This window comes from Sphingomonas naphthae (genome assembly GCF_028607085.1).
Classification (GTDB): domain Bacteria; phylum Pseudomonadota; class Alphaproteobacteria; order Sphingomonadales; family Sphingomonadaceae; genus Sphingomonas_Q; species Sphingomonas_Q naphthae.
In genome coordinates, this window is sequence record NZ_CP117411.1 from 3,404,340 (window position 1) to 3,427,624 (window position 23,285).

General features: G+C 68.8%; 22 protein-coding genes. 7 read left to right on the plus strand and 15 right to left on the minus strand.

What is annotated here, in order from left to right; all coding sequences use genetic code 11:
- The first annotated feature begins 47 nt into the window (after positions 1-47).
- Genes PQ455_RS16385 through PQ455_RS16395 form a run of 3 tightly spaced genes read left to right on the plus strand, consistent with a single transcriptional unit; the run spans position 48 to position 2,211 of the window.
- Positions 48-494: a GtrA family protein gene (locus PQ455_RS16385; RefSeq protein ID WP_273687210.1), complete on the plus strand. Its 447-nt coding sequence runs from the start codon at positions 48-50 to the stop codon at positions 492-494.
- On the plus strand, positions 494-1,477 hold the full coding sequence (locus PQ455_RS16390) for a glycosyltransferase family 2 protein (protein ID WP_273687213.1): 984 nt from the start codon (positions 494-496) through the stop codon (positions 1,475-1,477). Before PQ455_RS16385 ends, PQ455_RS16390 begins: the two co-directional genes overlap by 1 nt.
- Positions 1,477-2,211 (plus strand): class I SAM-dependent methyltransferase, encoded by a 735-nt coding sequence (locus PQ455_RS16395; protein WP_273687214.1) that lies wholly within the window; start codon positions 1,477-1,479, stop codon positions 2,209-2,211. Before PQ455_RS16390 ends, PQ455_RS16395 begins: the two co-directional genes overlap by 1 nt.
- Here PQ455_RS16395 and PQ455_RS16400 read toward each other — a convergent pair.
- Entirely contained in the window at positions 2,139-3,737 is a 1,599-nt protein-coding gene (locus PQ455_RS16400; protein ID WP_273687217.1) for a hypothetical protein, read from the minus strand. The genes PQ455_RS16395 and PQ455_RS16400 overlap by 73 nt on opposite strands.
- Before the next feature lie 99 nt (positions 3,738-3,836).
- Here PQ455_RS16400 and PQ455_RS16405 point away from each other — a divergent pair, with 99 nt between their 5' ends.
- Positions 3,837-5,432, plus strand: coding sequence for a hypothetical protein (locus PQ455_RS16405; protein WP_273687219.1), 1,596 nt, complete (start codon positions 3,837-3,839; stop codon positions 5,430-5,432).
- A 285-nt stretch (positions 5,433-5,717) separates the two neighbouring features.
- On the opposite strand, the gene PQ455_RS16410 is transcribed toward PQ455_RS16405, so the two are convergent.
- The 3 genes from PQ455_RS16410 to PQ455_RS16420 all read right to left on the minus strand — a co-directional run bounded on the left by PQ455_RS16410 (position 5,718) and on the right by PQ455_RS16420 (position 9,972).
- Positions 5,718-6,335, minus strand: coding sequence for a LolA family protein (locus PQ455_RS16410; RefSeq protein WP_273687220.1), 618 nt, complete (start codon positions 6,333-6,335; stop codon positions 5,718-5,720).
- Positions 6,336-6,648: 313 nt separating this feature from the next.
- Positions 6,649-7,617 carry a signal peptidase I gene (gene lepB, locus PQ455_RS16415; protein ID WP_273687221.1) on the minus strand — a complete coding sequence of 323 codons (969 nt, stop codon included), beginning with the start codon at positions 7,615-7,617 and terminating at the stop codon, positions 6,649-6,651.
- A 9-nt stretch (positions 7,618-7,626) separates the two neighbouring features.
- On the minus strand, positions 7,627-9,972 hold the full coding sequence (locus PQ455_RS16420) for an FtsK/SpoIIIE family DNA translocase (protein ID WP_273687222.1): 2,346 nt from the start codon (positions 9,970-9,972) through the stop codon (positions 7,627-7,629).
- A 353-nt stretch (positions 9,973-10,325) separates the two neighbouring features.
- On the opposite strand from PQ455_RS16420, the gene PQ455_RS16425 reads away from it, so the two are divergent.
- Entirely contained in the window at positions 10,326-10,787 is a 462-nt protein-coding gene (locus PQ455_RS16425) for an acyl carrier protein (RefSeq protein ID WP_273687223.1), read from the plus strand.
- A 57-nt stretch (positions 10,788-10,844) separates the two neighbouring features.
- Here the strand turns inward: PQ455_RS16425 and purH are convergent, their stop codons facing one another.
- The 6 genes from purH to PQ455_RS16455 form a co-directional block, all read right to left on the minus strand.
- Complete coding sequence (purH, locus tag PQ455_RS16430; RefSeq protein ID WP_273687225.1) at positions 10,845-12,425, minus strand: bifunctional phosphoribosylaminoimidazolecarboxamide formyltransferase/IMP cyclohydrolase; 1,581 nt, start codon at positions 12,423-12,425, stop codon at positions 10,845-10,847.
- A 25-nt stretch (positions 12,426-12,450) separates the two neighbouring features.
- Positions 12,451-14,160 carry a heparinase II/III family protein gene (locus PQ455_RS16435; RefSeq protein WP_273687227.1) on the minus strand — a complete coding sequence of 570 codons (1,710 nt, stop codon included), beginning with the start codon at positions 14,158-14,160 and terminating at the stop codon, positions 12,451-12,453.
- On the minus strand, positions 14,160-14,834 hold the full coding sequence (gene rpe, locus PQ455_RS16440; protein ID WP_273687229.1) for a ribulose-phosphate 3-epimerase: 675 nt from the start codon (positions 14,832-14,834) through the stop codon (positions 14,160-14,162). Before rpe ends, PQ455_RS16435 begins: the two co-directional genes overlap by 1 nt.
- A gap of 43 nt (positions 14,835-14,877) precedes the next feature.
- Complete coding sequence (locus PQ455_RS16445) at positions 14,878-15,510, minus strand: queuosine precursor transporter (RefSeq protein ID WP_273687230.1); 633 nt, start codon at positions 15,508-15,510, stop codon at positions 14,878-14,880.
- 153 nt (positions 15,511-15,663) lie between these two features.
- Entirely contained in the window at positions 15,664-16,140 is a 477-nt protein-coding gene (locus PQ455_RS16450; protein ID WP_273691408.1) for a hypothetical protein, read from the minus strand.
- 210 nt (positions 16,141-16,350) lie between these two features.
- The gene (locus PQ455_RS16455; RefSeq protein WP_273687231.1) at positions 16,351-16,668 is read right to left on the minus strand and encodes a 2Fe-2S iron-sulfur cluster-binding protein; all 318 of its coding nucleotides are present in this window, start codon (positions 16,666-16,668) and stop codon (positions 16,351-16,353) included.
- Positions 16,669-16,750: 82 nt separating this feature from the next.
- On the opposite strand from PQ455_RS16455, the gene PQ455_RS16460 reads away from it, so the two are divergent.
- A complete protein-coding gene (locus PQ455_RS16460; protein WP_273687233.1) occupies positions 16,751-17,377 on the plus strand; it encodes a DNA-3-methyladenine glycosylase family protein in 627 nt (208 codons plus the stop codon).
- A gap of 10 nt (positions 17,378-17,387) precedes the next feature.
- On the opposite strand, the gene PQ455_RS16465 is transcribed toward PQ455_RS16460, so the two are convergent.
- From PQ455_RS16465 to PQ455_RS16475, 3 genes are read right to left on the minus strand one after another with little or no spacing between them, the layout of a single operon-like run.
- Complete coding sequence (locus PQ455_RS16465) at positions 17,388-17,960, minus strand: OmpA family protein (RefSeq protein ID WP_273687234.1); 573 nt, start codon at positions 17,958-17,960, stop codon at positions 17,388-17,390.
- Positions 17,957-18,505: a hypothetical protein gene (locus tag PQ455_RS16470; RefSeq protein ID WP_273687235.1), complete on the minus strand. Its 549-nt coding sequence runs from the start codon at positions 18,503-18,505 to the stop codon at positions 17,957-17,959. Before PQ455_RS16470 ends, PQ455_RS16465 begins: the two co-directional genes overlap by 4 nt.
- Positions 18,506-18,560: 55 nt before the next feature.
- Positions 18,561-19,223: a YggS family pyridoxal phosphate-dependent enzyme gene (locus PQ455_RS16475; RefSeq protein WP_273687237.1), complete on the minus strand. Its 663-nt coding sequence runs from the start codon at positions 19,221-19,223 to the stop codon at positions 18,561-18,563.
- 24 nt (positions 19,224-19,247) lie between these two features.
- Between PQ455_RS16475 and PQ455_RS16480 the strand changes: the two genes are divergently transcribed.
- A complete protein-coding gene (locus tag PQ455_RS16480; RefSeq protein ID WP_273687239.1) occupies positions 19,248-19,784 on the plus strand; it encodes a thiamine phosphate synthase in 537 nt (178 codons plus the stop codon).
- A gap of 59 nt (positions 19,785-19,843) precedes the next feature.
- Here PQ455_RS16480 and PQ455_RS16485 read toward each other — a convergent pair whose 3' ends face one another.
- Entirely contained in the window at positions 19,844-22,108 is a 2,265-nt protein-coding gene (locus PQ455_RS16485; protein WP_273687240.1) for a hybrid sensor histidine kinase/response regulator, read from the minus strand.
- Positions 22,108-23,280, minus strand: coding sequence for an FIST N-terminal domain-containing protein (locus tag PQ455_RS16490; protein ID WP_273687242.1), 1,173 nt, complete (start codon positions 23,278-23,280; stop codon positions 22,108-22,110). Before PQ455_RS16490 ends, PQ455_RS16485 begins: the two co-directional genes overlap by 1 nt.
- Positions 23,281-23,285 lie beyond the last annotated feature (5 nt).

The window sequence follows — 23,285 nt, forward strand, 5'->3', positions numbered from 1 at the left end:
GCCTTGGGCCTTTACGGCGGCGGCGGCAAAGGGCAAGCGGGCGCGGCATGAACGGGTTCGTGGACAGGTTTGCGGGGGCGCTCCGGCCGGAGCAGCGCGAGGTGCTGGGGCAATTGGTGCGCTACGGGCTCACCGGCGGCTTCGTGACGACGCTCTACACGATCGTCTACTGGCTGGTGCTGCATGTCCGGGTGCCGCTGCCGCCCAACGCGCATGTGCAGGCGGCCAATCTGGCGGGCTATCTGGCGTCGGCGATCAGCGGCTATTTCATCCATTCGGGGTGGAGCTTTCGCGGCCACGGCAGCCGCGACAGCCATGTCCGCACCGGCAGCCGCTTCTTCCTGGTCTCGCTGGTCAGCTATTTCCTCAACGTCTTCTGGGTGTGGCTGCTCGTCACGATGATCGGCTGGAGCGTCTATTCGCCGCTGTTCTGCGCGTGGTTCGTCACGCCGATGCTGGTGTTCTGGCTCCAGCGCAAATGGGTGTTCGACTGATGACGACCTTGTCGGTGGTGGTGCCGGTGAAGGACGAGGAAGAGGCGATCGGCCCCTTCGTCGCCCAGGTCGCGGCCGTGCTGGATGGCCTGCGCGATCCGGCGGGGGCGGCCGAGCGGTGGGAAATCCTGTTCATCGACGACGGCAGCCAGGATGCCACTTTGGCGGCGATCATCACCGCCAACCTCGCCGATCCGCGCATCCGCGCCATCTCGCTCTCGCGCAATTTCGGCAAGGAAGCGGCGCTTTCGGCCGGTCTCGAGCATGCCGTGGGGCAGGTCGTGATCCCGATCGACGTGGATTTGCAGGATCCGCCGGAGGTGATCGCGGCGATGCTGGCGCGGTGGCGCGAGGGTTTCGAGGTCGTCTACGGCGTGCGCCGCAACCGCCTGACGGATTCGTTGCCCAAGCGCATGACCGCCGATCTTTACTATCGCGCGCACAATTGGCTCTCGATGGACAAGATCCCCGAACATGCCGGCGATTTCCGCCTGCTCGATCGCAAGGTGGTCGACGTCATCAACCGCATGCCCGAGCGCAACCGCTTCATGAAGGGGCTCTTCGCCTGGTCGGGCTTCCGCCAGACCTCGGTCGAATATGACCGGGTCGAGCGCAAGGTGGGGCAGACCAAGTTCAATTACTGGAAGCTGTGGACGCTCGCGATCGACGGCATCACCTCCGCCTCCACGGTTCCTTTACGGGTGTGGAGCTATCTCGGCGCCGGGATCGCGCTGATTTCTTTGCTCTACGCCGGCTTCCTGCTGGTGCGGACGATGCTCTTCGGGGTGGACGTGCCGGGCTATGCCTCGATGATGACGGCGATCCTGTTTCTGGGGGGGATGCAGCTCCTGTCGCTCGGCGTGCTCGGCGAATATGTCGGCCGGCTGCTGGTCGAGGCGAAGCACCGCCCCATCTATGTCGTGCGCGACGAGATCGGCGCGCCGGCAACGGATATGGACGCGATGAAGATGGACGGGGCCTGATGGAACGCGAAATCTATGACCGGATGGCCGAGATCGACGGCGACCATTGGTGGTTCGTCGGCCGGCGCGCGATCGTCGGCCAGCTGATCGATAGCTATGCACCCAAGGGCCGGCCGCTTGCCATCCTCGAGGTCGGCTGCGGCACGGGGAGCAACATTCCCCTGCTCAAGACCTATGGCACGGTCGACGCGATCGAGCCGGACGACGGCGCGCGCGAACTTTCCACCCGCCGCACCGGCGTCGCGGTCAAGGGCGGCTATCTGCCGGATGGCGTGATGCTGGAGGATGGCGCCTACGACCTGATCGTCCTGCTCGACGTGCTGGAGCATATCCCCGAGGACCGCCCCGCGCTGGCGGCGCTCCGCCGCAAGCTGAAGCCCGGCGGCCGGCTGCTGCTGACGGTGCCCGCTTGTCCCTGGATGTGGTCCGCGCACGATGTCGCCCACCATCACCAGCGGCGCTACACGTTGAAGTCGCTCAAGGCGGTGCTGAAGGGCAGCGGCTTCGAGCTGATCCACCAGAGCCATTTCAACAGCCTGCTCTTCCCGCTGATCGCCGGCATCCGCCTGCTCGGCAAGATCACGGGGCGCGAGGGTGGCGACGACGCGGTGCCGGCGCGCGGCGTCAACCGGCTCCTCTCGCGCCTGTTCGGCGGCGAGCGTTATCTGGTCGACAAGGTCTCGCTGCCGTTCGGTGTCTCGATCGCGGCGGTGGCGGGGCCGGTCACCCGGTAGAGGATACCCCGCTCGCCGCCGTTCCACACCGGCGTGAGCCCTTCGAACGCCAGCCATTTGCGGCGCGGCATGTCGATCAGCCAGACATAGTCGAAGGCGTTGTGCGGCAAGCTGAAGAGCTTGTCGGGATAGCGCGTCGCCCGGCGCGACCGGCAGCGGCCGGGGCGCAAGATCTGCGTCGGATCCTCGGCGAAGCCCTTGGCGGGGGCATATTTGATCGTCAGCAATTGCGCGCCGGCGGCCGTCCACTGGCCGTTGACGAAGGCGCCCCGCCGCACGATCGCCATAGCCCCCAGATGCTCCATCCGGCTCGAATCCCAGGCTGACAGGCAGCGCAGCTCGACCATAACGAACACGCGCGAATCGGGTTTGATATGCTCGATCGCGCGCAGCTGTTCGGCATGGAGCCTGTCGATCCGCTCGAAATTGACGGTCGTCACGCCGAGACGGAACAGGTAGAAAGCGATGCCCAGCACCGCCAGCACCTGCGTGATCGTGCGCGAGGAAGTGCGCGGCGCCATCGCCAGCAGCGCCATCATCACCACATAAGGCGCCAGCCGCATGTCTGCATAGGCCGAGCTCAGCAGGATGCGCGGCAGGCCGATATAAGCGATCAGCAGCAGCAGCGCGGCGATCGCGCCCGTCCGGCTGAGCCGCGTGCCGGCGCGCAGCACGCCCGCGCCGATCAGCCCGAACAGCAGCCAGATCGAAAAGGTGTCGATCGTGCGATCGTGGTTGCGCAGCGCCGAGAGCATATAGACCCATTTGGCGCGCCAGTAGAACCAGTCGGCATTGCCGCCCTTCACGTCACCCGATCGCCACAGCACCATCAGGATCAGCGGCGGCGCCAGCGGCAGGCAGGCCCAGCCGCCATGCCAGATACTCGGAATCCAGTCGGCCCCCGTCTCGCGCCGGCGCTGCACCTCGCTGGCGAAGGCCACCAGCGCCAGCACCGCCCAGCCGAAGATGTGGCAGATGTAGAGCGCCATCCCCAGCGGCACGAACAGCGCCGCGCGCAGCCGGAACCGCCCCAGCCGGGTCAGCCGCAGCCACAGCGCCCACAGGCACAGCGCCAGCCCCATCGACAGCACGAAATTGGCGAAGCCCCATTGGAAGGGGTAGGAGTAAGCCAGCGGCAGCGCGAAATACGCGAAGGGGGGCACCCGCCCGTGCAGCTCGCGCGCCACGCCCAGCATCCCCGCGACGGTGATCATCGGGATCGCCATCACGATCAGCTTCACGCCGAGTTCCAGCCCGAAGATCGCCGACATCGGCACGATCAGCAGATCGATGCCGAGGTTCGCGATCAGCGCCCAGCGGAAGGAGAAGAAGGTGGTGCGCAGCGGCGAGGCGGGATCGGCCAGCTCGATCCGATAGCGGCCCATATGGCCCATCAGATCGATCAGCGGCGGCGTCTCGGGGAGGATCAGCGGCACCGCCGCCACCAGCACCAGCAAGGCAAGCAGCCACCGGCTGTTCCACCATCCGGCCACGGGTTCGACAGCGGGGGTGCGGCGGCGGAACATCGCGGGGTGCTTAGCCCAACTTCCGGCCTCTAGGGAATCGTCTTGGAATGCGGCCGACGCGATTGTCCGCCCCGCCGATCTCCTCTACCGGCCGACGGGATGGGCGGGGCGGAAAAGCGGCGAAACTGGCTGTGGGGCGGGGTGGCGCTGGTCGTGCTGGCGCTCGGCATCGGCTTTCGGCTGTGGGGCGCCGCCAGTTTCCCGATGTGGCTGGACGAGGCGTACAGTGCCTATGCGGCGGCGCAGGGGCTCGATTTCCTGTGGACGGTGGTGCCGCGCTACGAGACCCACCCGCCTTTCTATTACACGCTCGTTTGGGCCTGGTCGCAATCGTTCGGCGACGGTCTCGCGTCGCTCCGTGCGATCGGGCTCACGGCCTCGATCGCAACCGCCCCGCTGGTGGCGCTGGCGGCGCGCGATCTGGCGAGGATCGGCGGATTTCGGCGCTGGCCGGTGCTGCTCGCCGCGCTCGGCGGCTTCGCGCTCCACCCTTTCCTGATCGAGATGGCGCGGCAGGTGCGGCCCTATGCGCCGATGACCCTGGCCTATGCCGGCGCGATCGCCGCGCTGATCCATATCGCCCGCGTGGCTGGTCAGGGCCGGCCGGTGCCGCGCCGTGCCTATGGCCTCTATCTTGTCGCGCTGCTGCTGGTGCTGTGGCTGCACAATCTGGGGCCGCTGTTCGCCGCCGCGCTCGGGCTGGGCGCGCTGGCGATCCTGATCCGGCCGGGGATGCGCGCGCGCAACTGGGGCTGGCTGATCGGCGGCCATGCCATCGTCGGTCTGCTGTGGCTGCCCGCGCTCCTCATCCTGCTCGATCAGGCACCGACCTGGGTGCGCGACACCTGGCTGAAATTCGCCTGGGCGCCCGCGCTCGATCGCGCGCCGATGCTGTTCGTCGGGCCGGACCCGTTCGCGATGGCGGCGGCGGCGCTGCTGGCGGTGCTGGGCGGGGTGGCGTTGTGGCGGACGGGATCGGGGCGGCGCGTGCTGGCGCTGCTGCTGTCGGTCGGGCTGCTGCCGGTGATCGCCGCGCTGCTGGTGTCGGCGTGGCTGGCGCCGATCTTCCTGCTGCGCACCCTCACCCCCGTCGCGGTGCCGGCGCTGCTGCTGATCGCCGCCGGGGCCGGCGGCACGCGGGCCCGCGCGCACTGGTGGGAAGGGTGCGGCCGGATCGCGCTGGTCGCCATCGTCCTGATCTCGATGGGGGTCGGCGACGTCGCCAATCGCCAACGCGGGCCGCAGGAGAATTGGTATCCCGTCGTCCGCTGGCTGGCCGCCCGCTACCGCCCCGGCGACGTGATCCTCGCTTATCCCAACGAAGGCGCGCTGCCGTTCGACCGCGCCGTCCGCGATCTGGGCCTGACCATGCCCAGCCGCGCCATTCCGACCGCCATTCCCACGCTCAGCCCGCCGCTGGGCAGCTGGTACGTCAGCGGCTCGCGCGGCGTCCCCTCGCTCGATCACGCCCATCTGGAGGCGATCGCCCGCGAACCTGCGATCGCCCGCGCGCCGACGATCTGGCTGCTTCGGGTGGGGCCATGGGCTTATGACAAGGGCGACATTTTCCTCACCGCGCTGGAGCGCGGGCGGAGATCGGCCGGCACGGCGCGGTCGGGCACGATCGATCTGCGCGGGATGCGTCTGCCGGGCGTACCCGATTCAATGAAGCCGCTTCCGATCCCCGAAAAGTGACGTGCTCCTGCGCGGGCAGGAGCCCTGAGCCATGAGCGATACCCCCGGAAACCCTGGAGTCCGGCCTACGCAGGAGCACGGTGATGGATAAGCAAAGGGGGGATGCACGCCAAAAACAGAAAGGCCCCCGCTCCGGGGGCATGGAGCGAGGGCCGACCTGGCGTTCGTCACGCAGGCGGGACGCGGGGGTTGCACCGAGCAACAGGGGGGGAATCCCGGTGCGGCCCCGCGACCGCAAGAGGGGCTATAGGCCCCCTATTCTGTCGGCCCGATGAATGAGCTTGTTCAGCCGTTGCGGCCGACGGGGCGCGGGTCGCGCCAGCGGAACGTCTCGTCGGACACCGCCACGCCGAATCGCTGGTTCGACAGGCGCACCGACGATCGGTTGCCCTGCGCGTCGAGCGTCGACCAGCCCTCCATCCTGAGGCCGCCGGGGGCGCCGGGCACGCGGGCGAAGGCCATGGTGATGGTGCCGAATTCGGGATGCTTGCGATCCTTGCCCTCGATCAGCACCAGATTGGGATCGGGCGATTCGACGATCCGGGCATAGGCGGCGATATCCTTGTCCGGGTTGGTCAGGATCGACAGCGGCGAACTGCCGATCGGCCAGCGCGACACCTGCCGCACCGAATAATCGATCATCGTCAGCGCCTTGCCGTCGCCCACGATCAGCAAGGGCACGCCCTTCTCATATTGAAACCGAACCCGGCCGGGGCGCTTGAGCGTGAGGACGCCGCCCAGCGCCTTGCCGTTGCGATCGGTCTGCACGAACGTCGCCGTCATGGTGGAGACGGCTTTCAGATGCGCCTGCACCTCGGCGAGCGTCGCCTGCCGCTGCGCCGCGACCGGCGCGGCGATGGCGGCGATTGCCACGAGGGGAAGGGCGAGGAAGCGGGGAGACATGGCAACTCCGGCAAAACGATCGACCCGCTCTATCGCATCGGGCCATTGAATCGAGGCTGAACCCGGCGCGGGGCGGAAGGTTCACCCATCCAATTCAGTCGCCGTCACCCCGGCCTCGTGCCGGTCCACCGGCGATGCTATCAAAGGGTGGCGGTATCGTCTGCTTCACGGTGGACCCTGTCACGAAGCCGGGATGACGATCGGAAGGTCATGACGTTCGCACCTATTGCCCTGTTCCGGCCCCGCCCCTTCACACATGCGAGGTGATCTCCGCCAGTTCGATTAGCACTTCGCGGCGGTCTGGGACTCGGGTTCATCGACGTGTGAGCCGGGTGCCGATCCGTTGGCGATCGGTTGCCCAGTGGATGAAGAGCGGCCGGCCGACGATCTGATCGACGGATACCATAGCGAGTCCGCCGTCAGCGATCGCCATTCGGCTGTCCGCGGATCGGTCGCGGTTGTCACCGAGCACGAATAGATGGTCGCGCGGCACCCGGCGTTCGGCCATGTCGTCAAATAACGACGGCCCAATGTCGAGGATCGCATGCGACGACGCCTCGCCCGGGAGCAGCTCAACCAGATTCGTCGCCGGCACCATGCCTTCGTAATCCAAGAATTGCGTGGTGCCCCGAATGTGCTGACGCGCGACGATGCCGTTGCGGACCGGTCGGCCGCCGGACATGGCAATGCGATCGCCAGCGAGCGCCGCCACTCTTTTCACATACATGGCACCGTTTGCGGAGCGGATCAGTACGACATCGCCGATGGCAACACCATGTTGGCGCATATCGGCGATAACCTTGTCGCCGATCACGAGGGTCGGAGCCATCGCCTCGCTTGGCACGTAAAATGGTTTGTAGGTCCGGTGGTCGAGCGTCACGGCAGCGCTGGTTCCGATAGAAGAGAGCAGCCAGACTGCGAGGAGCGAATACCATCGCGACCACCAAGGTGTTGGGCCGTACAATCGCCCACTGCGGCGCCACGTGAGAATGATCGTGGTGGCGAGGATCGCAATTAGGCTCACCACTAGGAAAAAAATGTAGATTAGCGCGCCAAGCAAAGTCGCGGTCGGCGCAAGCGCGAAGAGAGCGGCTGACAGCAGAAGCAGCGCGGGAGGTACCGCCATCAGCAGCAGCCCATCTCGCCAATCTCCGATCCGCAACAAACCAAGACCAGGCGCAGCCAGATTCAGTGCGCTGAGGCCTATCCGTTGCATGACCGAGCGTTCGAATGAAAGCCCCACCGACACCTCCGAAACTCCAAAAAGGCGTTCAGGCTCCAACGGCCCACCTCACACGTGCGACGCGATCTCCGCCGGTTCGATCAGGACTTCGCGGCGGCCGACATGGTCGGGGGTGGAGATGATATTGTCCTTCTCCATCCGCTCGATCAGCCGCGCCGCGCTGTTGTAGCCGATGCGGAGCTGCCGCTGGAGCCAGCTGGTCGAGGCCTTGCGGTTTTCGACCACGACCTGCACCGCGCGGCGATAGGTCTGGGTTTCGGGGTCGTCGGGGCCGGTGGGGGCGCCTTCCAGCTCGTAGCCGCCTTCGGCCGGCTCCTCCGTCACCGACTGGATATAATCGGGCTGGCCCTGCGCGCGCCAGTGATCGGCGACGGCGCGCACCTCCTCGTCCGACACGAAGGGGCCGTGGACGCGCGCGATCTGCTTGCCGCCGGGCATGTAGAGCATGTCGCCCTTGCCCAGCAGCTGTTCGGCGCCCTGCTCGCCCAATATGGTGCGGCTGTCGATCTTGGAAGTGACGGCGAAGCTGATGCGCGTCGGCAGGTTCGCCTTGATGACGCCGGTGATGACGTCGACCGATGGGCGCTGCGTCGCCATGATGAGGTGGATGCCCGCCGCGCGCGCTTTCTGCGCCAGCCGCTGGATCAGATATTCCACCTCCTTGCCGGCGGTCATCATCAGATCGGCCAGCTCGTCGATCACGATCACGATCTGCGGCAGGACTTCGTATTCGAGCTTCTCTTCCTCGTAGATCGGCTGGCCGGTGTCGCTGTCGTAGCCGGTCTGCACGCGGCGGCCGAGCGGCTGGCCCTTGGCGCGGGCGATGCGCACCTTCTCGTTGAACGAGCCGAGCGTCCGCACGCTGACCGAGGCCATCATGCGATAGCGTTCCTCCATCTGCTCCACCGCCCATTTGAGCGCGCGGATCGCCTTGGGCGGATCGGTCACCACCGGCGAGAGGAGGTGGGGGATATCGTCGTAGATGCTGAGTTCGAGCATCTTGGGATCGATCATGATCATGCGGCATTGCGCGGGCGTCAGCCGGTAGAGCAGCGACAGGATCATGCAGTTGAGGCCGACCGACTTGCCCGATCCGGTCGTGCCGGCGACGAGCAGATGCGGCATCGGCGCGAGATCGGCGATCACCGGATCACCCGCGATATTCTTGCCCAGGATCAGCGGCAGCCCGGTCTGATCCTCGAATCGCTCGGACGAGACGAGTTCGGACAGCACCACCGATTCGCGCTTCACATTGGGCAGCTCGATGCCGATCACGGTGCGGCCGGGGATGGTCGCGACACGCGCCGACAGCGCCGACATGTTGCGCGCGATATCGTCGGCCAGCGCCACGACGCGGCTGGCCTTGATGCCGGCGGCGGGCTCCAGCTCGTACATCGTCACGACCGGGCCGGGGCGCACTTCGGTGATGCGGCCCTTGACGTGGAAATCCTCCAGCACGGTCTCGAGCAGGCGGGCATTCTGCTGGAGCGCGGCCTTGTCGATCGGCGGGCCGCTGTCCTTGGGCGGCGGCGCGAGCAGGTCGAGCGTGGGCAGCTGATAGGTGTCGCGCAGGTCGAGCTTGGCCTGCCGCTCGCGCTGCGGCCGATCGGTCGAGACGCGCGCGCGGGCGGGCTCGGAGATGATCGCGGGGGCCACGTCGTCGGCGGGCGGCTGCACCGGCTTGCGCGGGCGCGCCCTGGCGGTGGCGGCGTCCAGCTCGGCCTCGGTCACGATGTCGAACGGCGCCTCGTCGTCCTCGTCCAGCTCCAGCTCGTCGCCGTCGCGATCGGCGCGGCGGAAGATCACGCCGCGCTCGGCCGCGTCCAGCCCGAGCGACCAGAAGGACACCCCCAGCCCGGCGATCAGCAGCAGCGCCATCAGGCCGATGCGCGTGCCATTGGCCCACATCGCATCGGGAATGAGCGCGAGGCCGGCATCGATCCCGCGCGCCCCGGCCATGCCGAACACGCCGCCGAAGCCCGCCGGCAGCGGCGCGGTCGATCCGCCGCGAAACAGCGAGACGCCCAGATCGATCAGCAGGATCGCGGCGATCGCGATCGGCAGCGATCGGCGCCAGCGGCCGGGATGCGCGCCGCGCCACAGGCGCAGCGCCACCACCACCAGCGGCGGCAGCAGCAGGATCACGGGGAGCCCGAGCAGGCTGAACAGGATGTCCGCGCCCCAGGCGCCGGGCGTGCCGAGCAGGTTGCGCGCGGGGCCACCGGCGGCGGTGTTCAGCGCGGCATCGGAGGCGTGATAGCTCGCCAGCGCGAAGCCCGCGAGCAGCACCAGCCCGAGCAGCGCCACGCCACCCAGCATCGATCCGCCCCGCCGGCCGATTCGCGTCGCCGTCTGGCGCCAGGCCGGCGCCGCCTTGGCGGCCTGTGTCGCCATGTCCCTCAACCCCGCTGTCGAGCCAGGACTGTGCTTGAAATGTTCCTACAATGCAATCGTGGTGCGACGGGTTGAGGGGTTTCGGCTCGGCCGGGATTCCCGGAACGCCCCCATCCCACGCCCGTCATCCCGGCCTAGTGCCGGGATCCACCGGCCCCCGATCGCTATGCCCGAAGCCAGCGTGGCGACCGCTTCCCGGCGGACCCCGGCACAAGACCGGGGTGACGGAGTTGCTTTGGCCGCCTTCCATTCCGTCATAGAAGTGAGAAAATGGTTCGTCATTGAATTGCGGGGGCCGCGAGTGGCGGACTGTGGTGGATTGCAGACATTCGCCGCGAAGGTAGGATGCTGTTGTGAATGACGATCCATCAGTGATGGTGCGCAAGCTGCTGATTGAGGGACAGGGAGTGCCCGAGGGCAAAGTCACGCCTGATGCTCGAATATTACACGACCTTGGCGTCGATGGCGACGACGCTGGAGAAATATTTCAAGCGCTGCACGAGCGGTTCGGCACAGACTTCACTGAACTAACGAGCCAATGGCGCGTGTTCTTCAACGCCGAAGGTGCAAGTCCGCGAGCAACGCTATGGGGTATTACCGCGATCATCGTCTGCGGCGGTTCAGCGGGCGCACTTGTCGCCGCGTTGCATTGGCCAACGATTGTGGCGTGGGGATTGGCGCTGGCGCTGTTAGTAGGTGGCGGCTGGTTGGTCTCACGGTGGTTTGGCCGGGAATTGCAGCCTCTCACAGTCGCTGGCCTCGCGGAGATTGTTCGAGCGGGTCGCTGGCCGTCTGATCCCGCCGATGTCCGCTAATGGGGCGGAAGCGGACATTCGCGAATGCACTGAGAATAGGGTCGGCCTGTCACGCCCTCAGTGGCGAAAGTGCCGCATCCCCGTGAACACCATCGCCAGCCCCGCCTCGTCGGCGGCCGCGATCACCTCGGCGTCGCGGATCGAGCCGCCGGGCTGGATCACCGCCGTCGCGCCGGCCTCGACCGCCGCCAGGAGCCCGTCGGCGAAGGGGAAGAAGGCGTCGGAGGCGACCGCCGAGCCGATCGTGCGGGGTTCCGCCCAGCCGGCCTTGTCGGCGGCGTCCTTGGCCTTCCACGCGGCGATGCGCGCGCTTTCCAGCCGGTTCATCTGGCCCGCGCCGATGCCGGCGGTGGTGCCGCCTTTGGCATAGACGATGGCGTTCGACTTCACATGCTTGGCCACCACCCAGGCGAAGCGACAGTCGGCCAGTTCCTGTTCGGTCGGCGCGCGCTTCGTCACCACCTTCAGGTCGGCCTCGGCCAGCTTGCCGTTGTCGCGCGTCTGGACGAGCATCCCGCCCGCGATCGTCTTGAGCATCAGGCCGGGGCGGCCGGCATCGGGCAGGTCGCCGGTCAGCAGCAGGCGGAGATTCTTCTTCTTCGCGAACACCGCCTTGGCCGCGTCGTCGGCGTCGGGTGCTGCGACCACTTCGGTGAAGATGCCGGCCATCGCCTCGGCGGTCGGTCCGTCGAGCGGGCGGTTGACCGCGATGATGCCGCCGAACGCCGAGACGCTGTCGCAGGCGAGCGCCGCCTCATAGGCTTCGATCAGGGTCGCGCCGGTCGCCACGCCGCAGGGGTTGGCGTGCTTGACGATCACCACCGTCGGCGGGCCGTCGCGAAATTCGCTCACCAGCTCCAGCGCGGCATCGGCATCGTTGTAATTGTTGTAGCTGAGCGCCTTGCCCTGGATTTGGCGGGCCTGCGCGATGCCGCGCGCGGCGGGGCCGGTCGGCACATACAGCGCCGCCATCTGGTGCGGATTCTCGCCATAGCGCAGCGGCTCGACATCGGCGCGCTTCAGGGCGATCGGCAGGGTCGCGGGGAAGGCCTCGCCCTGATCGGCGAAGGCGAACCACGATGCGATCGCCGCGTCATATTGCGCGGTCGCGGCGAACGCCTTGGCGGCCAGCTTGCGACGATCGGCGAGCGTGGTGCTGCCCCCGGCCACCAGCGCGTAATCGGCCGGATCGGTGACGATCGCGACATGGGCGTGGTTCTTGGCCGCCGAGCGGACCATCGACGGGCCGCCGATATCGATATTCTCGATCACCTCCGGCCGCGCCGCGCCCTTCGCCACCGTCTGCATGAAGGGGTAGAGGTTGACCACGACGAGATCGATCATGCCGATCGCATGGTCCGCCGCCGCCGCCATATGGGCGTCGTCGTCGCGCACCGCGAGCAGCCCGCCATGGACGATCGGGTGCAGCGTCTTGACCCGCCCGTCCATCATTTCGGGGAAGCCGGTCAGCTCGCTCACGTCCTTCACCGTCAGCCCCGCCTCGCGCAGCGCCCTGGCCGTGCCGCCGGTCGAGACCAGCTCGACGCCTTTGGCGGACAGCGCGGTGGCGAGATCGACGAGGCCGGTCTTGTCCGACACGGACAGGAGGGCGCGGGCGATGGTCACGGTGTCGGTCACGGAAAGTCCTTCGCGGAGGGAAAAGTCAGGAAGCCCGGCGCAGCAGCCAGGTGACGCCGGTGCCCGACAGCGCGGTCTCGCCCGACACGACCAGCTGGCGCGTGCCGACCGGGCGGCCGAGCCCGTCGATCCACAGGCTCTCCTCGATGGCGAGCGTGCCGCCCCGGCAGCGGAACTGCCACAGCTGGCCGCTCATCAGGCGCAGCAGCGCGCCCTGCCCGTCGGCGGTGGTGGAGGCCTCGACACCCGGCCCGAGATGGAAGCGCACGGCGAAATCGACCACGGCGGCGCGGCGCTTGCCGGCGGGCAGCAGCAGATCGTCGCCATGCAGTTCGCGCCCGTCGGCCGAGAGTTGCAGCTGGCGGCGGTGCTTGAAGCCGAAGCGGCGGACATAGCCGTCGTGGGTGGAATCGATGCGGATCGCGCCATCCACGTCGCGCCGGTCCATCTCGACCTCGCTTACGCCCCGGCCCAGCGCGCCATCGGCGTGGATCGCGGTCGAATTGCTGTCCGCCAGGATCAGGGTCGAATGGGCGGCGGTGGTGCGCAGCGCGGCGGCGAACTCCGCCGGCAGCCCGGTGGCGAGCCGCGCCCCGCCGCAATTCACGATCAGCCGGTGCGGCCCGTCGGTCATCTCGAAGGCCAGGGTCGAGGCGCAACTGCCCGCCGTCAGCCGCGCGATCGGCGGCGGGGCGGCGTCGATCACCAGCCGGGTCTGGCCCTGATGGACATGCTGATAGCCCCAGTCGCGCGCGTGGCGCAGCGGCCGGGTGCGGATGCGGCTGGCGGCGACGGCGGCGACGACGCGGCCCGGCGTCATCGGCGTGCCGCCCTGCCAGCTCGACAGGCCATCGTCGCCGAGCGTGACCGACAGGAGCGCCGGCACGGCGGTGGCGAGCGCGTTGGCCAGCGGCTCGGGCAGCGGCCGGGCGACCGCCTCATACACCGCGCCCAGCTGCGCCAGCACCTCGACCAGTTCGAGCTGCGAGGCGGGCGAGCGGTTGGCGAGGCCGCCGTCGTCGTACATCGACACCGCCATCGCGCGGGCGAGGCCGGCCTCGCCCTGCTGGAGGCGCTTCTCGCCACCGGGGATCAGCAGCCCGGCGGTGACCACGCCCGCCCAGGCGGCGATGCGCGGCACGCCCTGCGGCGCCTTGTCCGCGCAGCGGTCGATATGGCGGGCACCGCGCGCCAGCGTGTTGAGCACGGCGGAGCGATAGGTCTCGTCCTCCGACGACAGGATCAAGGGCGCGTGCGCCGTCCAGGCGAGGATGCGCCGGCCCCATACGTCGGGCCGCCAGGCGGTATCGCTGACATGCTTGCCATGCTTGTCGAGCCAGCCGCGCATCGCCGCCTCGGCGGCGGGGGCGACCTCGCTATAATGGCCGACGGCGGCCAGATCGCGCAGCCAGGCGAAGCTCTGGAGATGCGCCGTCATCGGCTTGGACAGCTGCGTATCGTCGAACAAAGCCGACAGCGGCGCCACCAGCCCGTCGAGCGGCACCTGCCCGTTCAGGATCGAGCGGCCGATGCGGTCGTCGCCCCGGATCGGATCCTCGGGCACGGCGGTGAGCTTCAGGGGGAAACGGCCGCGCAGGCGGAGCGCGTGGAGCGGCGTGCGCCAGGTCAGCTTGTGGAGCCCGCCCGAGAAACGCTCGGAGAGCGACATGCCGCCGCCCAGCCCTTCCAGCCGGATCGGCCCGCCGGCCAGGCCATCCCCCTTGCGCCGCCGCATCAATCGCCTCGCAGCGCCGCGATATTGGCGGCGTAGGCGGATGGGCCACCGCGGAAGGTGGCGGTGCCGGCGACCAGCACGTCGGCGCCGGCGTCGATCGCCTGTCGCGCGGTGGTCGTGTCGATCCCGCCGTCCACCTCCAGCGCGATGGGCTTGCCGGTCTTGTCGATCGCCTTGCGGATCGCCTCGATCTTGCGCAGCTGGCTCGTGATGAAGCTCTGCCCGCCGAAGCCGGGGTTGACGCTCATCACCAGGACGAGGTCGATATCCTCCAGCACGTAATCCAGCATCTTGGCCGGGGTCGCGGGGTTCAAGGAAACGCCCGCCTTCTTGCCCAGCCCCTTGATCCGCTGGACGGTGCGGTGGAGGTGGGGGCCGGCCTCGGGATGGACCGTCAGGATATCGGCGCCCGCCTCGGCGAAGGCGTCCAGATAAGCGTCGATCGGCGAGATCATCAGATGCACGTCGAAAGGCTTGGTCGTGTGCGGGCGCAACGCCTTCACCACCATCGGGCCGATCGTGATGTTGGGCACGAAATGGCCGTCCATCACGTCGACATGGATCCAGTCACACCCCGCCGCGTCGATCGCGCGCACCTCCTCACCCAGATTGGCGAAATCGGCGGACAGGATCGAGGGGGCGATGCGGACGGGCATGATCGGGCGCTCTACCATGCACGGCCCGTGGGGCAAGCGGCGTTAACCCTTTGGCGGCCAATCAGCCCCGCGCGTCGAGCCGGCGACCCAGCCACACGAAGGCCGTGACGAGGAAGGGCACCAGCACGATCGACAGCACCACCTTGGCCAGCATCTGCCCCAGCATCAACTCCATGATCGGCCGCTCGCCGTAGAAGGAGATGCTGATGAACAGCAAGGTATCGATGATCTGGCTGGCGACGCTGGCGATCATCGCCCGCAACCACACCAGCTTGCCGCGCCCGCTGGCCAGCTTCGAGAATATCAGCACGTTGAGCGTCTGCGACGTGCCGTAGGAGATCAGGCCCGCCAGCATCATTCGCCCGCTCTGCCCGGTGACGATCGGGAAGGCTTCCTTCAGCGGCGGATACATGTTCGGGTCGGCCGGCAGCGCCAGCACGAGCTGGATCAGCGCCATCGACACGAGGAGCGGAATGAAGCCGACCCGCACGATCCAGTCGGCGGTCGACCGGCCCCACAATTCGGCGATGGCGCTGCCGATCACCACGAGCAGCAGGAAGCCGAAGATGCCGGCCTCCACCGCCAGCGGCCCCAGCGCGACCTGCTTGGCGCCCAGCACGCCCGAGATGCAGACCAGCCCGCCATAGAGCAGCGAGAAGACGAGAAGCGCGCGGGACTGGGGTGCCTTATCCATCGCCCGACCCTAATGGCTGTCCGAAATCTGTCATCCGATTTCTGGCGGCCGCATTGCCTGTGGGATGGGCATCCCCATCATGTGTGAAAATTCATCCCTCTTGCCGATCAGCCCTCGAATCAGGGCGGCAGCCGAGCGATCGACGGTATTGCGCTACCGCAACCGCGCGCAGGCGAGCGCCGCCGCGTCGATCGCCGTCGCCGCGCCGCGCAACTCATAGGTGTCGGCAAACCGATGGCCGGTGGTGTCGTGGCTCACCACCCTCAGCGCCTCGCCCGATCGCATCGCCGCGATGATCGCAGCGTCACCGCGCGGGTCGGCGGCCCAGGCGTCGGCGGCCCCCGCCACCAGCGGGAATCGGCGCTCGCCGATCGCGGCGGTCACCTCGGCATAGCCGGCGCGCTGGCGGCTGAGGCGGATGTGGAGCTGGCCGCGAATCTTGCGGCGCGGCCAGGTCGAGACCGAGGCAAACGGCCGCCAGCCTTCCACCTTCGCCCGGCGCGGTTCGGCGATGGCGTAGCAGCGCGGCGCAGCGGCATCGCTGAACGCGCCCCATCCGCCATAGACGCCCAGCGCGTCGCGCGCGGCGGCGGGGCCGGCGGCGAGCGCGGTGAGGATGAGAAAGGGCATGAGCAGCCGGCGCACGATCCGCCCGGCATGGCCCGCGCGGGGCGGCCGCGCAACTCCCTGAAGTCGCCACATTTCGTTCATCGGCCCGTCAGGCTTGCGGGGCCATGGAGCGCCCGGCCCCTGTCGGGCCCATGGCGGTGTATGGCCATGCGTAGCGTCGCGTAATGATGTGCGGCCGGCCGATCACGGCCGGCCGCCTTCCTTCCCCGATCAATCCTCGGGGGCGATCGTCACCTTCAGGCCGTCCAGCGCCTCACCGAAGATCAGCTGGCAGGACAGGCGCGAAAATTCGGTGCGATGGTCCGAGCTGTCGAGCAGATCGTCCTCGTCGGCGCTCATCGCCGGCAGCTTGTCGGCGAAATCGGGATCGACCGTGACGTGACAGGTCGCGCAGGAACAGCAGCCGCCGCACAACGCCAGCAGTTCGTCGACGCCGCCATCACGGATCACTTCCATCACCGACAGGCCGTTCTCGCCATCGAGTTCCTTCTCCTCGCCTTCGCGAGTGACGACGATCAGCTTCGGCATTAGGTAACCCCTCCAAATTCCATCCGGTTGGCGCATCGTATGTCGCGGCCCGGTTGGCGAGACAAGGGCGGAGGATGCGGCCATGGGCCTGAGTGCGGCGCAGTTGCGCGAAAGCCTCGATGCGCTGGCGGCGGCCGAGCCGGTGTTCGCCGCCGCGATCGGCCGGATCGGCTACCCCGAGCCGCGCATCCGCGAACGCGGGTTCGAGACGTTGCTGCGCACCATCGTCGGCCAGCAGGTGAGCGTGCATGCCGCCAGCGCGGTCTATCGCCGGATGGAGGAGGCGCTGGGCGCGCCGATCGCCCCCGCCGCGATCCTCGCCGCCAGCGACGAGGGGCTGCGCGCCTGCGGTCTCTCGCGCCAGAAGGCCGGCTATGCCCGCAGCCTCGCCGCGCTGGTGGCGTCGGGCGAGCTGGATCTGATGGCGCTGCCCGAGGATGACGAGGCGGCGATCGCCGAGCTGGTCAGGATCAAGGGCATCGGCCGCTGGTCGGCGGAAATCTATCTGCTGTTCGCCGAGGGCCGCGCCGACATCTGGCCGGCGGGCGATCTGGCGGTGCAGATCGAGGTCGGCCGCCTGCTCGGCCTGCCCGAACGGCCCAGCGAGAAAGCGGTGCGCGCGCTGGCCGAGGCGTGGCGGCCGCATCGCGGGGCGGCGGCGATCTTCACCTGGCACCATTATAACAGCGACATGGGGATGCCGGTCTAAGCCTGAGGGCTCAGCGCGGGATGATGATCTCCACCCGGCGGTTCTTCGCCCGGCCGGCCGGATCGTCGCTGCCGTCCGCTTTGGTGTTGGGCGCCAGGGGGGCGCTCTTGCCCTTGCCGGAGACGAGGAACTGGCGCTGGCGGACGCCGACCTGGCCCTTCATCCATTGCGCCACCGCCTGCGCCCGCCGTTCGGAGAGGGGCTGGTTGTAGCTGTCGCTGCCCTTGCCGTCGGTATGGCCGATGATCGTGACCGGGCCGGGCGCGCCGCGCCGGATCGCATCGGCCGCCTTGCCGAGATTTTCCGCCGCATCCGGGCCCAATTCCGCACTGTCGAAGGCGAACAAGGTATCGGTCGGCAGATCGACGATCGTCGCGGTGTCGGTGATGCGCACGTTCAGCCCGCTGACGTCGGCGGTGAGCGGGCTGACGGCGGCGGTGAGGCCCGCGCCGGAGGGCGGGGCGGGCGGTGGGGCGGCGGGCGTGGCCGCCGGCTCGACCGGGGCTTGCGGGGCCGGCTGGGGCGCCGGGTCCGAACAGCCGGCCAGCGCCGCCAGCGCGGCTGTCGCGGCGAGGCGCCTCACCGGGTCACGGGCACGCCATCGAACGGCGCGGCCTCGGGCAGGTTGAGCGACACCGTCTTGCTGGTGGCGGGCGGCGCGGGGAATTTGAACCACACGATCGTCGGCGTGTCGGTGATGCGGATGGTGAGGCCGTCGCCACCCGTGGCGAGCGGGGCGGCCAGCCATTTGCCGCCATTGTCCTTCAACACGCTGATGCGCTGGGCGGTCGCGTCATCGACCAGGCTCACTTCGTCCAGTTTCATATATTGCGTGTGGAGACCGGACGCGCCCTGATAGGTGAGCTGCACGGTCATCACGTCGCCGGTGACCGCCACCTTGTTGAGCGTGACGGTCGAGCCGTCGGGGCCGGGCTGGGTCTGGATCGCGGCCTGCGCGATGGCGGGCGCGGGCGCCGGGGCGGGCGTCACTTCCTCGCGGGTGACGGTGCCGGTGGGCGCGTCGGCGCTGTTGGCGGGCACCGCATCCTGCGGGGCGGGATTGCAGGCGGCGAGCAGGCCCAGCGCGGCCACGGCCACCAACGGCCTCAGCGATTGCACGTTCGACATCCGTATCTCCCGTCCTCGTTTCGGGGACATACGCCTGCCGCGCCCGTGCGTTCCGTCAGGCGCGCGCGCCGAACAGAGCGGTGCCGATCCGCACATGCGTCGCGCCGATGGTGATGGCGGTCGGGAAATCGGCCGACATGCCCATGCTGAGGCCGGGCAGATCGTGCCGCGCGGCGAGCTTGGCGAGCAGCGCGAAATATGGCGCGGGCTCGATATCGGCGGGCGGCACCGCCATCAGGCCGATCACGGGGAGGCCGGCGGCGCGTGCCGCTTCGATCAGCGAAGGCAGATCGGCGAGGGCGCAGCCGCCCTTCTGGGGCTCCTCGCCGATATTCACCTGCAGGAAGCAATCGGGGCGGCGGCCGCCCTTGGCCATGGCCTTGCCCAGCGCCTCGACCAGCGAAGGGCGATCGACCGAATGGATCACGTCGAACAGCGCCACCGCCTCCTCGGCCTTGTTCGACTGGAGCTGACCGACGCAATGGAGGCGGATGTCGGGATGCGCCGCGACCAGAGCGGGCCATTTGCCCTCGGCCTCCTGCACGCGATTCTCGCCGAAATCGCGCTGGCCGGCGGCGATCAGCGGGGCGATCTCCTCTGCGGTACGCGTCTTGGAAATGGCGATCAGGGTGACGGCGGCGGGATCGCGGCCGGCGATCTTCGCGGCCGCGGCGATCTGGGCGCGGGTCTCGTCGAGCGGGGGATAGGGTGTCGGCATGGCGCGCTGCTATAGGCGAGGCCGATGCCCCGCCGCCACCCCGCGCTGCCCGCCTGCTGGCTGATGACCGACGAACGGCAAGGCGAGGCTTTGTGGGTGGCGCTCCGGCGGCTGCCGAAGGGGAGCGGGGTGGTGTTTCGCCATTACTCCCTGCCCCCGGCCGAGCGGCGGGCGTTGTTCGATCGGGTCAGGCGGATCGCGCGGGCGCGGCGGCTGGTGCTGGTGCTGGCCGGCCCGCCCCGGCTGGCGCGGGGCTGGCGGGCGGATGGGGCGCATGGCCGGTCGCCGCATCGGTCGCCGGGGTTGTTACGGACCGCGCCGGTGCATGATCGGCGGGAGCTGGTGGTGGCTGGCGGGGCCGATCTCCTGTTCGTGTCGCCGGTGTTCGCCACCCGATCGCACCTCGGCGCGCGGGGACTGGGGCGGATCGGATTTCACGCGCTGGCACGGCGGACTCGCCAGCCGGTCGCGGCCCTTGGCGGGATGACGGCGAGGCGCGCCCGGTCGCTCGGTGGCGTCCGCTGGGCCGCGATCGATGCCTGGTCGTCATCGCGAGCGTAGCGTGGCGATCCAGGCTCCGCCGCTGGATTGCTTCGCTTCGATCGCAATGACGAAGAAGCTCAGCCCGCCGCGCTGCTGAGGAGCGCGCGCAATTGCGCGGGTTTGACCGGCTTGGTCAGCACGAAGAAGCCCGCCCGCTCCAGTTCCTCGCGCAATTCGGGGGTGCGGTCGGCGGTGATGATGACGGCGGGGATGTCCTGCCCCAGATCCGCGCGAATCTCGCGCACCACGGCGTCGCCGGTCGCGCCCTCGTCGAGGTGATAGTCGGCCAGCAGCAGCCGGGGGGCGCAGCCGGCGGCGAGCCGCTCGCGCGCTTCCTCCAGCCCGGTCGCGGTGCCGACCTTGCAGTTCCAGCCGGTCAGCATCGCCGTCATGCCGCTCAGGATGCTGTGTTCGTTGTCGACGATCAGGATCGGCAGGCCGTCGAGCTGGCCGCCGCTGTTGGCGGCGGGCAGGCGCGGCGTGCTGGCGGCGGGACGGCCGAGGGGCACGGTGATGCTGAAGGTCGATCCCTCCCCCACCGCCGATTCCAGCCCGATCCGGTGCCCCAGCATCGTGGCGGCGCGCTGGACGATGGCGAGGCCGAGCCCCATGCCGCGCTCGCGCTTGGAGGCGGGGGCCAGGCGGCGGAACTCCTCGAAGATGGTGGCGTGATGCTCGGGCGGGATGCCGGGGCCTGTGTCGCGCACCTCGATCCGCAACTGGTCGCCCACCTCGACGCAGCGGACGGAGACCTCGCCCTCCTCGGTATAGCGCAGCGCATTTGAGATGAAATTCTGGAGGATGCGGCGGACGACCCTTTGGTCGGATCGGATCCATCGATCACTCTCGCGCAATTTGAGGCGGATGCCGCTTTCGCGCGCCATGGGGCCGAATTCGGCGCGCATCGAGGCGAGCAGGCCATCGAGCGGGAAATCGCCGATCTCGGGGGTGACCGCCCCGGCGTCGAGCTTGGAGATTTCGAGCAAAGCCTCCAGCAGATCCTCGACCGAATCGAGCGCCGATCCGGTCTGCCGCACCAGCGCGCGCGTCGCCTGCGCCAGCCGCCGGTCGCCCAAGGCCGACACGAACAGCCGCGCGGCGTTGAGCGGCTGGAGCAGATCGTGGCTGGCGGCCGCCAGGAAGCGCGTCTTGGAGAGATTGGCCTGTTCGGCCGCCGTCATCGCGCCGCGCATCGCATCCTCGGCGGCCAGGCGCTCGGCCACCTCCTGCTGGAGCCGCGTGTTGACCGCCGCGATATCGGCGGTGCGCATCTCGACCCGCCGCTCCAGCGTCTCGTTGGATTCGCGAAGGGACCGCGCGGCGGCGAGGCGTTCGGTGATATCCTCGAAGCTCATCACCATGCCGCCACCCGGCATGGCCGATCGCCGCACCTCGATCACCCTGCCATCGGCATGGCGGCATTTGGCGACGACCGGCTTCATCCCCTCGGGCAGCCACGCCAGACTGCGCCGCGCCGGGGCATCGACCACCTCGACCGCTTTGGCGAGCCCGGCATGATCGACGATCCCGGCGATGCCGTCGATCGGCAGCCCGATGGTGGGCAGCAGCGCGTCGTTCCACGCGATCAGGCGGCGATCCCTGTCGTAGACGCACACCCCCAGCCAGATGGCGTCGAGCGTCGCCTGAAGCACCGCGCTCTTTTCGGCGAGCGAGCGGGCCTGCGCGCGGGCGTCCTCGGCCTTGGCCTCGGTGATGTCTGTATAGACGCCGACGATGCCGCCGTCGGACGTGCGCAATTCGTTGATCTGCACCCAGCGGCCGTCGGCCAGCGCATGGACGTGGCCTCCCTCGGCGACCAGATGCTGCGCCAGCCGCTCGGATACCCAGCGATCGGGGGCGACGAGCTGGCCCAGCATCGATCCCTCGTCGCGCACCATCGCGGCGATCTCGTCGAAGCGCATCCCCGGCACGATGCGGTCGGCGATGTGCGGCCACAGGCCCAGATAGGTCTGGTTGAACAGGATCAGCCGGTCCTCGGCATCGAAGAGGGCGAAACCCTCGTTGATGCTCTCGATCGCGTCGCGCAGCCGGCGTTCGGCCGCATCGGCGCTGTCGCGCGCGTGGACCAGCGCGGCATTGCTCTGCGCCAGCTCGGTCAGCGCCTGTTCAAGATCGCCGGTGCGGTCGCGCACCTTGGCTTCCAGCGTGATCGCCGTCTCGAACAGCGAGAAGGCATTGCCCTGAAGATCGGTCGATCGCTCGACCCGGTCCATCAGCGCGGCATTGATGCGGCGCAATTTCTCATTCTCGCGCGTCAGTTCGGCGAGGCGGGCGGCATCGGCCGAAATCGGGGCCGGAGGCGAGGGCGCCCGTGCCGCCATCAGCGCCCGATCGCCAGCCCGGAGAAGGTCTGGTTCACATGCAGCGCGTGGAATTGTTCGCCATAGGTGGTGAAGCCGACCACCTTGCGATCGGTCAGCAGGCGCGAGACGGGCTGGATCAGCTGGCGTTGCTCCAGATCGATCGTGTTGAGCACGCAGAAGAAGCCCAGCACCCGATCGATCCCACCGACATCGCCGTCGAGCGTGTCGAACAATGTGTCGAGCCCCCTCATCATGTCGTTGCTCTCGCCCAGGGTCAGCACGATCCCCTCGTCGATCGCGCAATAGAAAGTGAGGCTGCCGTCGGGATTGGCCGACTGGATCGAGCGGACATAATATTCGCCCCCGGCGCGCACCATCGGCGGATGGCGAGCGAATACGCCGGGGCCGAGATCGCTTTCCTGCACGCCCGCCAGCCGGGCATATTCGGCGGCGGCCGGCTCGGCGTTGATCTCGGTGACGATCCGCTCCACCGAATCCGCGCCGGTGATGACCATCTTCACCGCCCCCGGCTGATAGGGCTGGTGGCGGAAGACGCGTAAGGGGCGGCGCGACGAGAGGATCGCCACCACCGCCGCGTCGCGATGGAAGCGCCCGCCCTCCAGCACGAACGTCTCCTTGAAGGCGAGGCCGTCGCCCGAGGAGCCGCCGATCAGCGGGATTTCGCCCAGCGCATCCTGCACCGTGACGGTCAGCATCTCCTCGCGATGGGAGAGGCCATCGACGAGGAAGATCGCCGCGCGCGATATCGGCCCGTCGAGCCGGCGCGCTCCCTCGGCGGCCTCGGCGACCAGTTCGCGCACGCGCTGTTGGGCGTGCGCCGTGTCGAAATCGTCGAGCCGGTCGAAGCGGGTGGCCGACAGGGTGAAGTCCTCCGCCGGAAAGCCGATCGCCACGATCTCGCCGTCGCTCAGCCCCTCGGGGCCGATTTCGGACGAGGAGGTGCAGCCGACGATCGTGATGTCCTCGCAGCGCAGGGCGATCGCCTTGGCCAGCGCGTTGAGGTCGTAGCGGCTGGAGCAGAAGAGCAGGATGCCGGCCAGGGTGGGCGCATCGAGCGCGCCGAAGATTTCGCGAATCGCCTGTTCGGGATCGGTCAGCGCGCTGCTGGCGACGCGGATCGGCGATTTTGTGCGGGATGCGGGTGCAGCATCGGGTGCGAAGGTTGCCATGGCCG

Coding starts and splice junctions, on each gene's coding strand:
- PQ455_RS16445 (WP_273687230.1), bottom strand. CDS start 15,510: ATGGATAAGGCACCCCAGTCCCGCGCGCTTCTCGTCTTCTCGCTGCTC.
- PQ455_RS16485 (WP_273687240.1), bottom strand. CDS start 22,108: ATGGCGGCACGGGCGCCCTCGCCTCCGGCCCCGATTTCGGCCGATGCC.
- PQ455_RS16420 (WP_273687222.1), bottom strand. CDS start 9,972: ATGGCGACACAGGCCGCCAAGGCGGCGCCGGCCTGGCGCCAGACGGCG.
- PQ455_RS16455 (WP_273687231.1), bottom strand. CDS start 16,668: ATGCCGAAGCTGATCGTCGTCACTCGCGAAGGCGAGGAGAAGGAACTC.
- PQ455_RS16460 (WP_273687233.1), top strand. CDS start 16,751: ATGGGCCTGAGTGCGGCGCAGTTGCGCGAAAGCCTCGATGCGCTGGCG.
- PQ455_RS16410 (WP_273687220.1), bottom strand. CDS start 6,335: ATGTCTCCCCGCTTCCTCGCCCTTCCCCTCGTGGCAATCGCCGCCATC.
- PQ455_RS16400 (WP_273687217.1), bottom strand. CDS start 3,737: ATGTTCCGCCGCCGCACCCCCGCTGTCGAACCCGTGGCCGGATGGTGG.
- PQ455_RS16385 (WP_273687210.1), top strand. CDS start 48: ATGAACGGGTTCGTGGACAGGTTTGCGGGGGCGCTCCGGCCGGAGCAG.
- PQ455_RS16490 (WP_273687242.1), bottom strand. CDS start 23,280: ATGGCAACCTTCGCACCCGATGCTGCACCCGCATCCCGCACAAAATCG.
- PQ455_RS16450 (WP_273691408.1), bottom strand. CDS start 16,140: ATGCCCTTTCTCATCCTCACCGCGCTCGCCGCCGGCCCCGCCGCCGCG.
- rpe (WP_273687229.1), bottom strand. CDS start 14,834: ATGGTAGAGCGCCCGATCATGCCCGTCCGCATCGCCCCCTCGATCCTG.
- PQ455_RS16390 (WP_273687213.1), top strand. CDS start 494: ATGACGACCTTGTCGGTGGTGGTGCCGGTGAAGGACGAGGAAGAGGCG.
- PQ455_RS16395 (WP_273687214.1), top strand. CDS start 1,477: ATGGAACGCGAAATCTATGACCGGATGGCCGAGATCGACGGCGACCAT.
- PQ455_RS16470 (WP_273687235.1), bottom strand. CDS start 18,505: ATGTCGAACGTGCAATCGCTGAGGCCGTTGGTGGCCGTGGCCGCGCTG.
- PQ455_RS16405 (WP_273687219.1), top strand. CDS start 3,837: ATGGGCGGGGCGGAAAAGCGGCGAAACTGGCTGTGGGGCGGGGTGGCG.
- PQ455_RS16435 (WP_273687227.1), bottom strand. CDS start 14,160: ATGCGGCGGCGCAAGGGGGATGGCCTGGCCGGCGGGCCGATCCGGCTG.
- PQ455_RS16480 (WP_273687239.1), top strand. CDS start 19,248: ATGCCCCGCCGCCACCCCGCGCTGCCCGCCTGCTGGCTGATGACCGAC.
- PQ455_RS16475 (WP_273687237.1), bottom strand. CDS start 19,223: ATGCCGACACCCTATCCCCCGCTCGACGAGACCCGCGCCCAGATCGCC.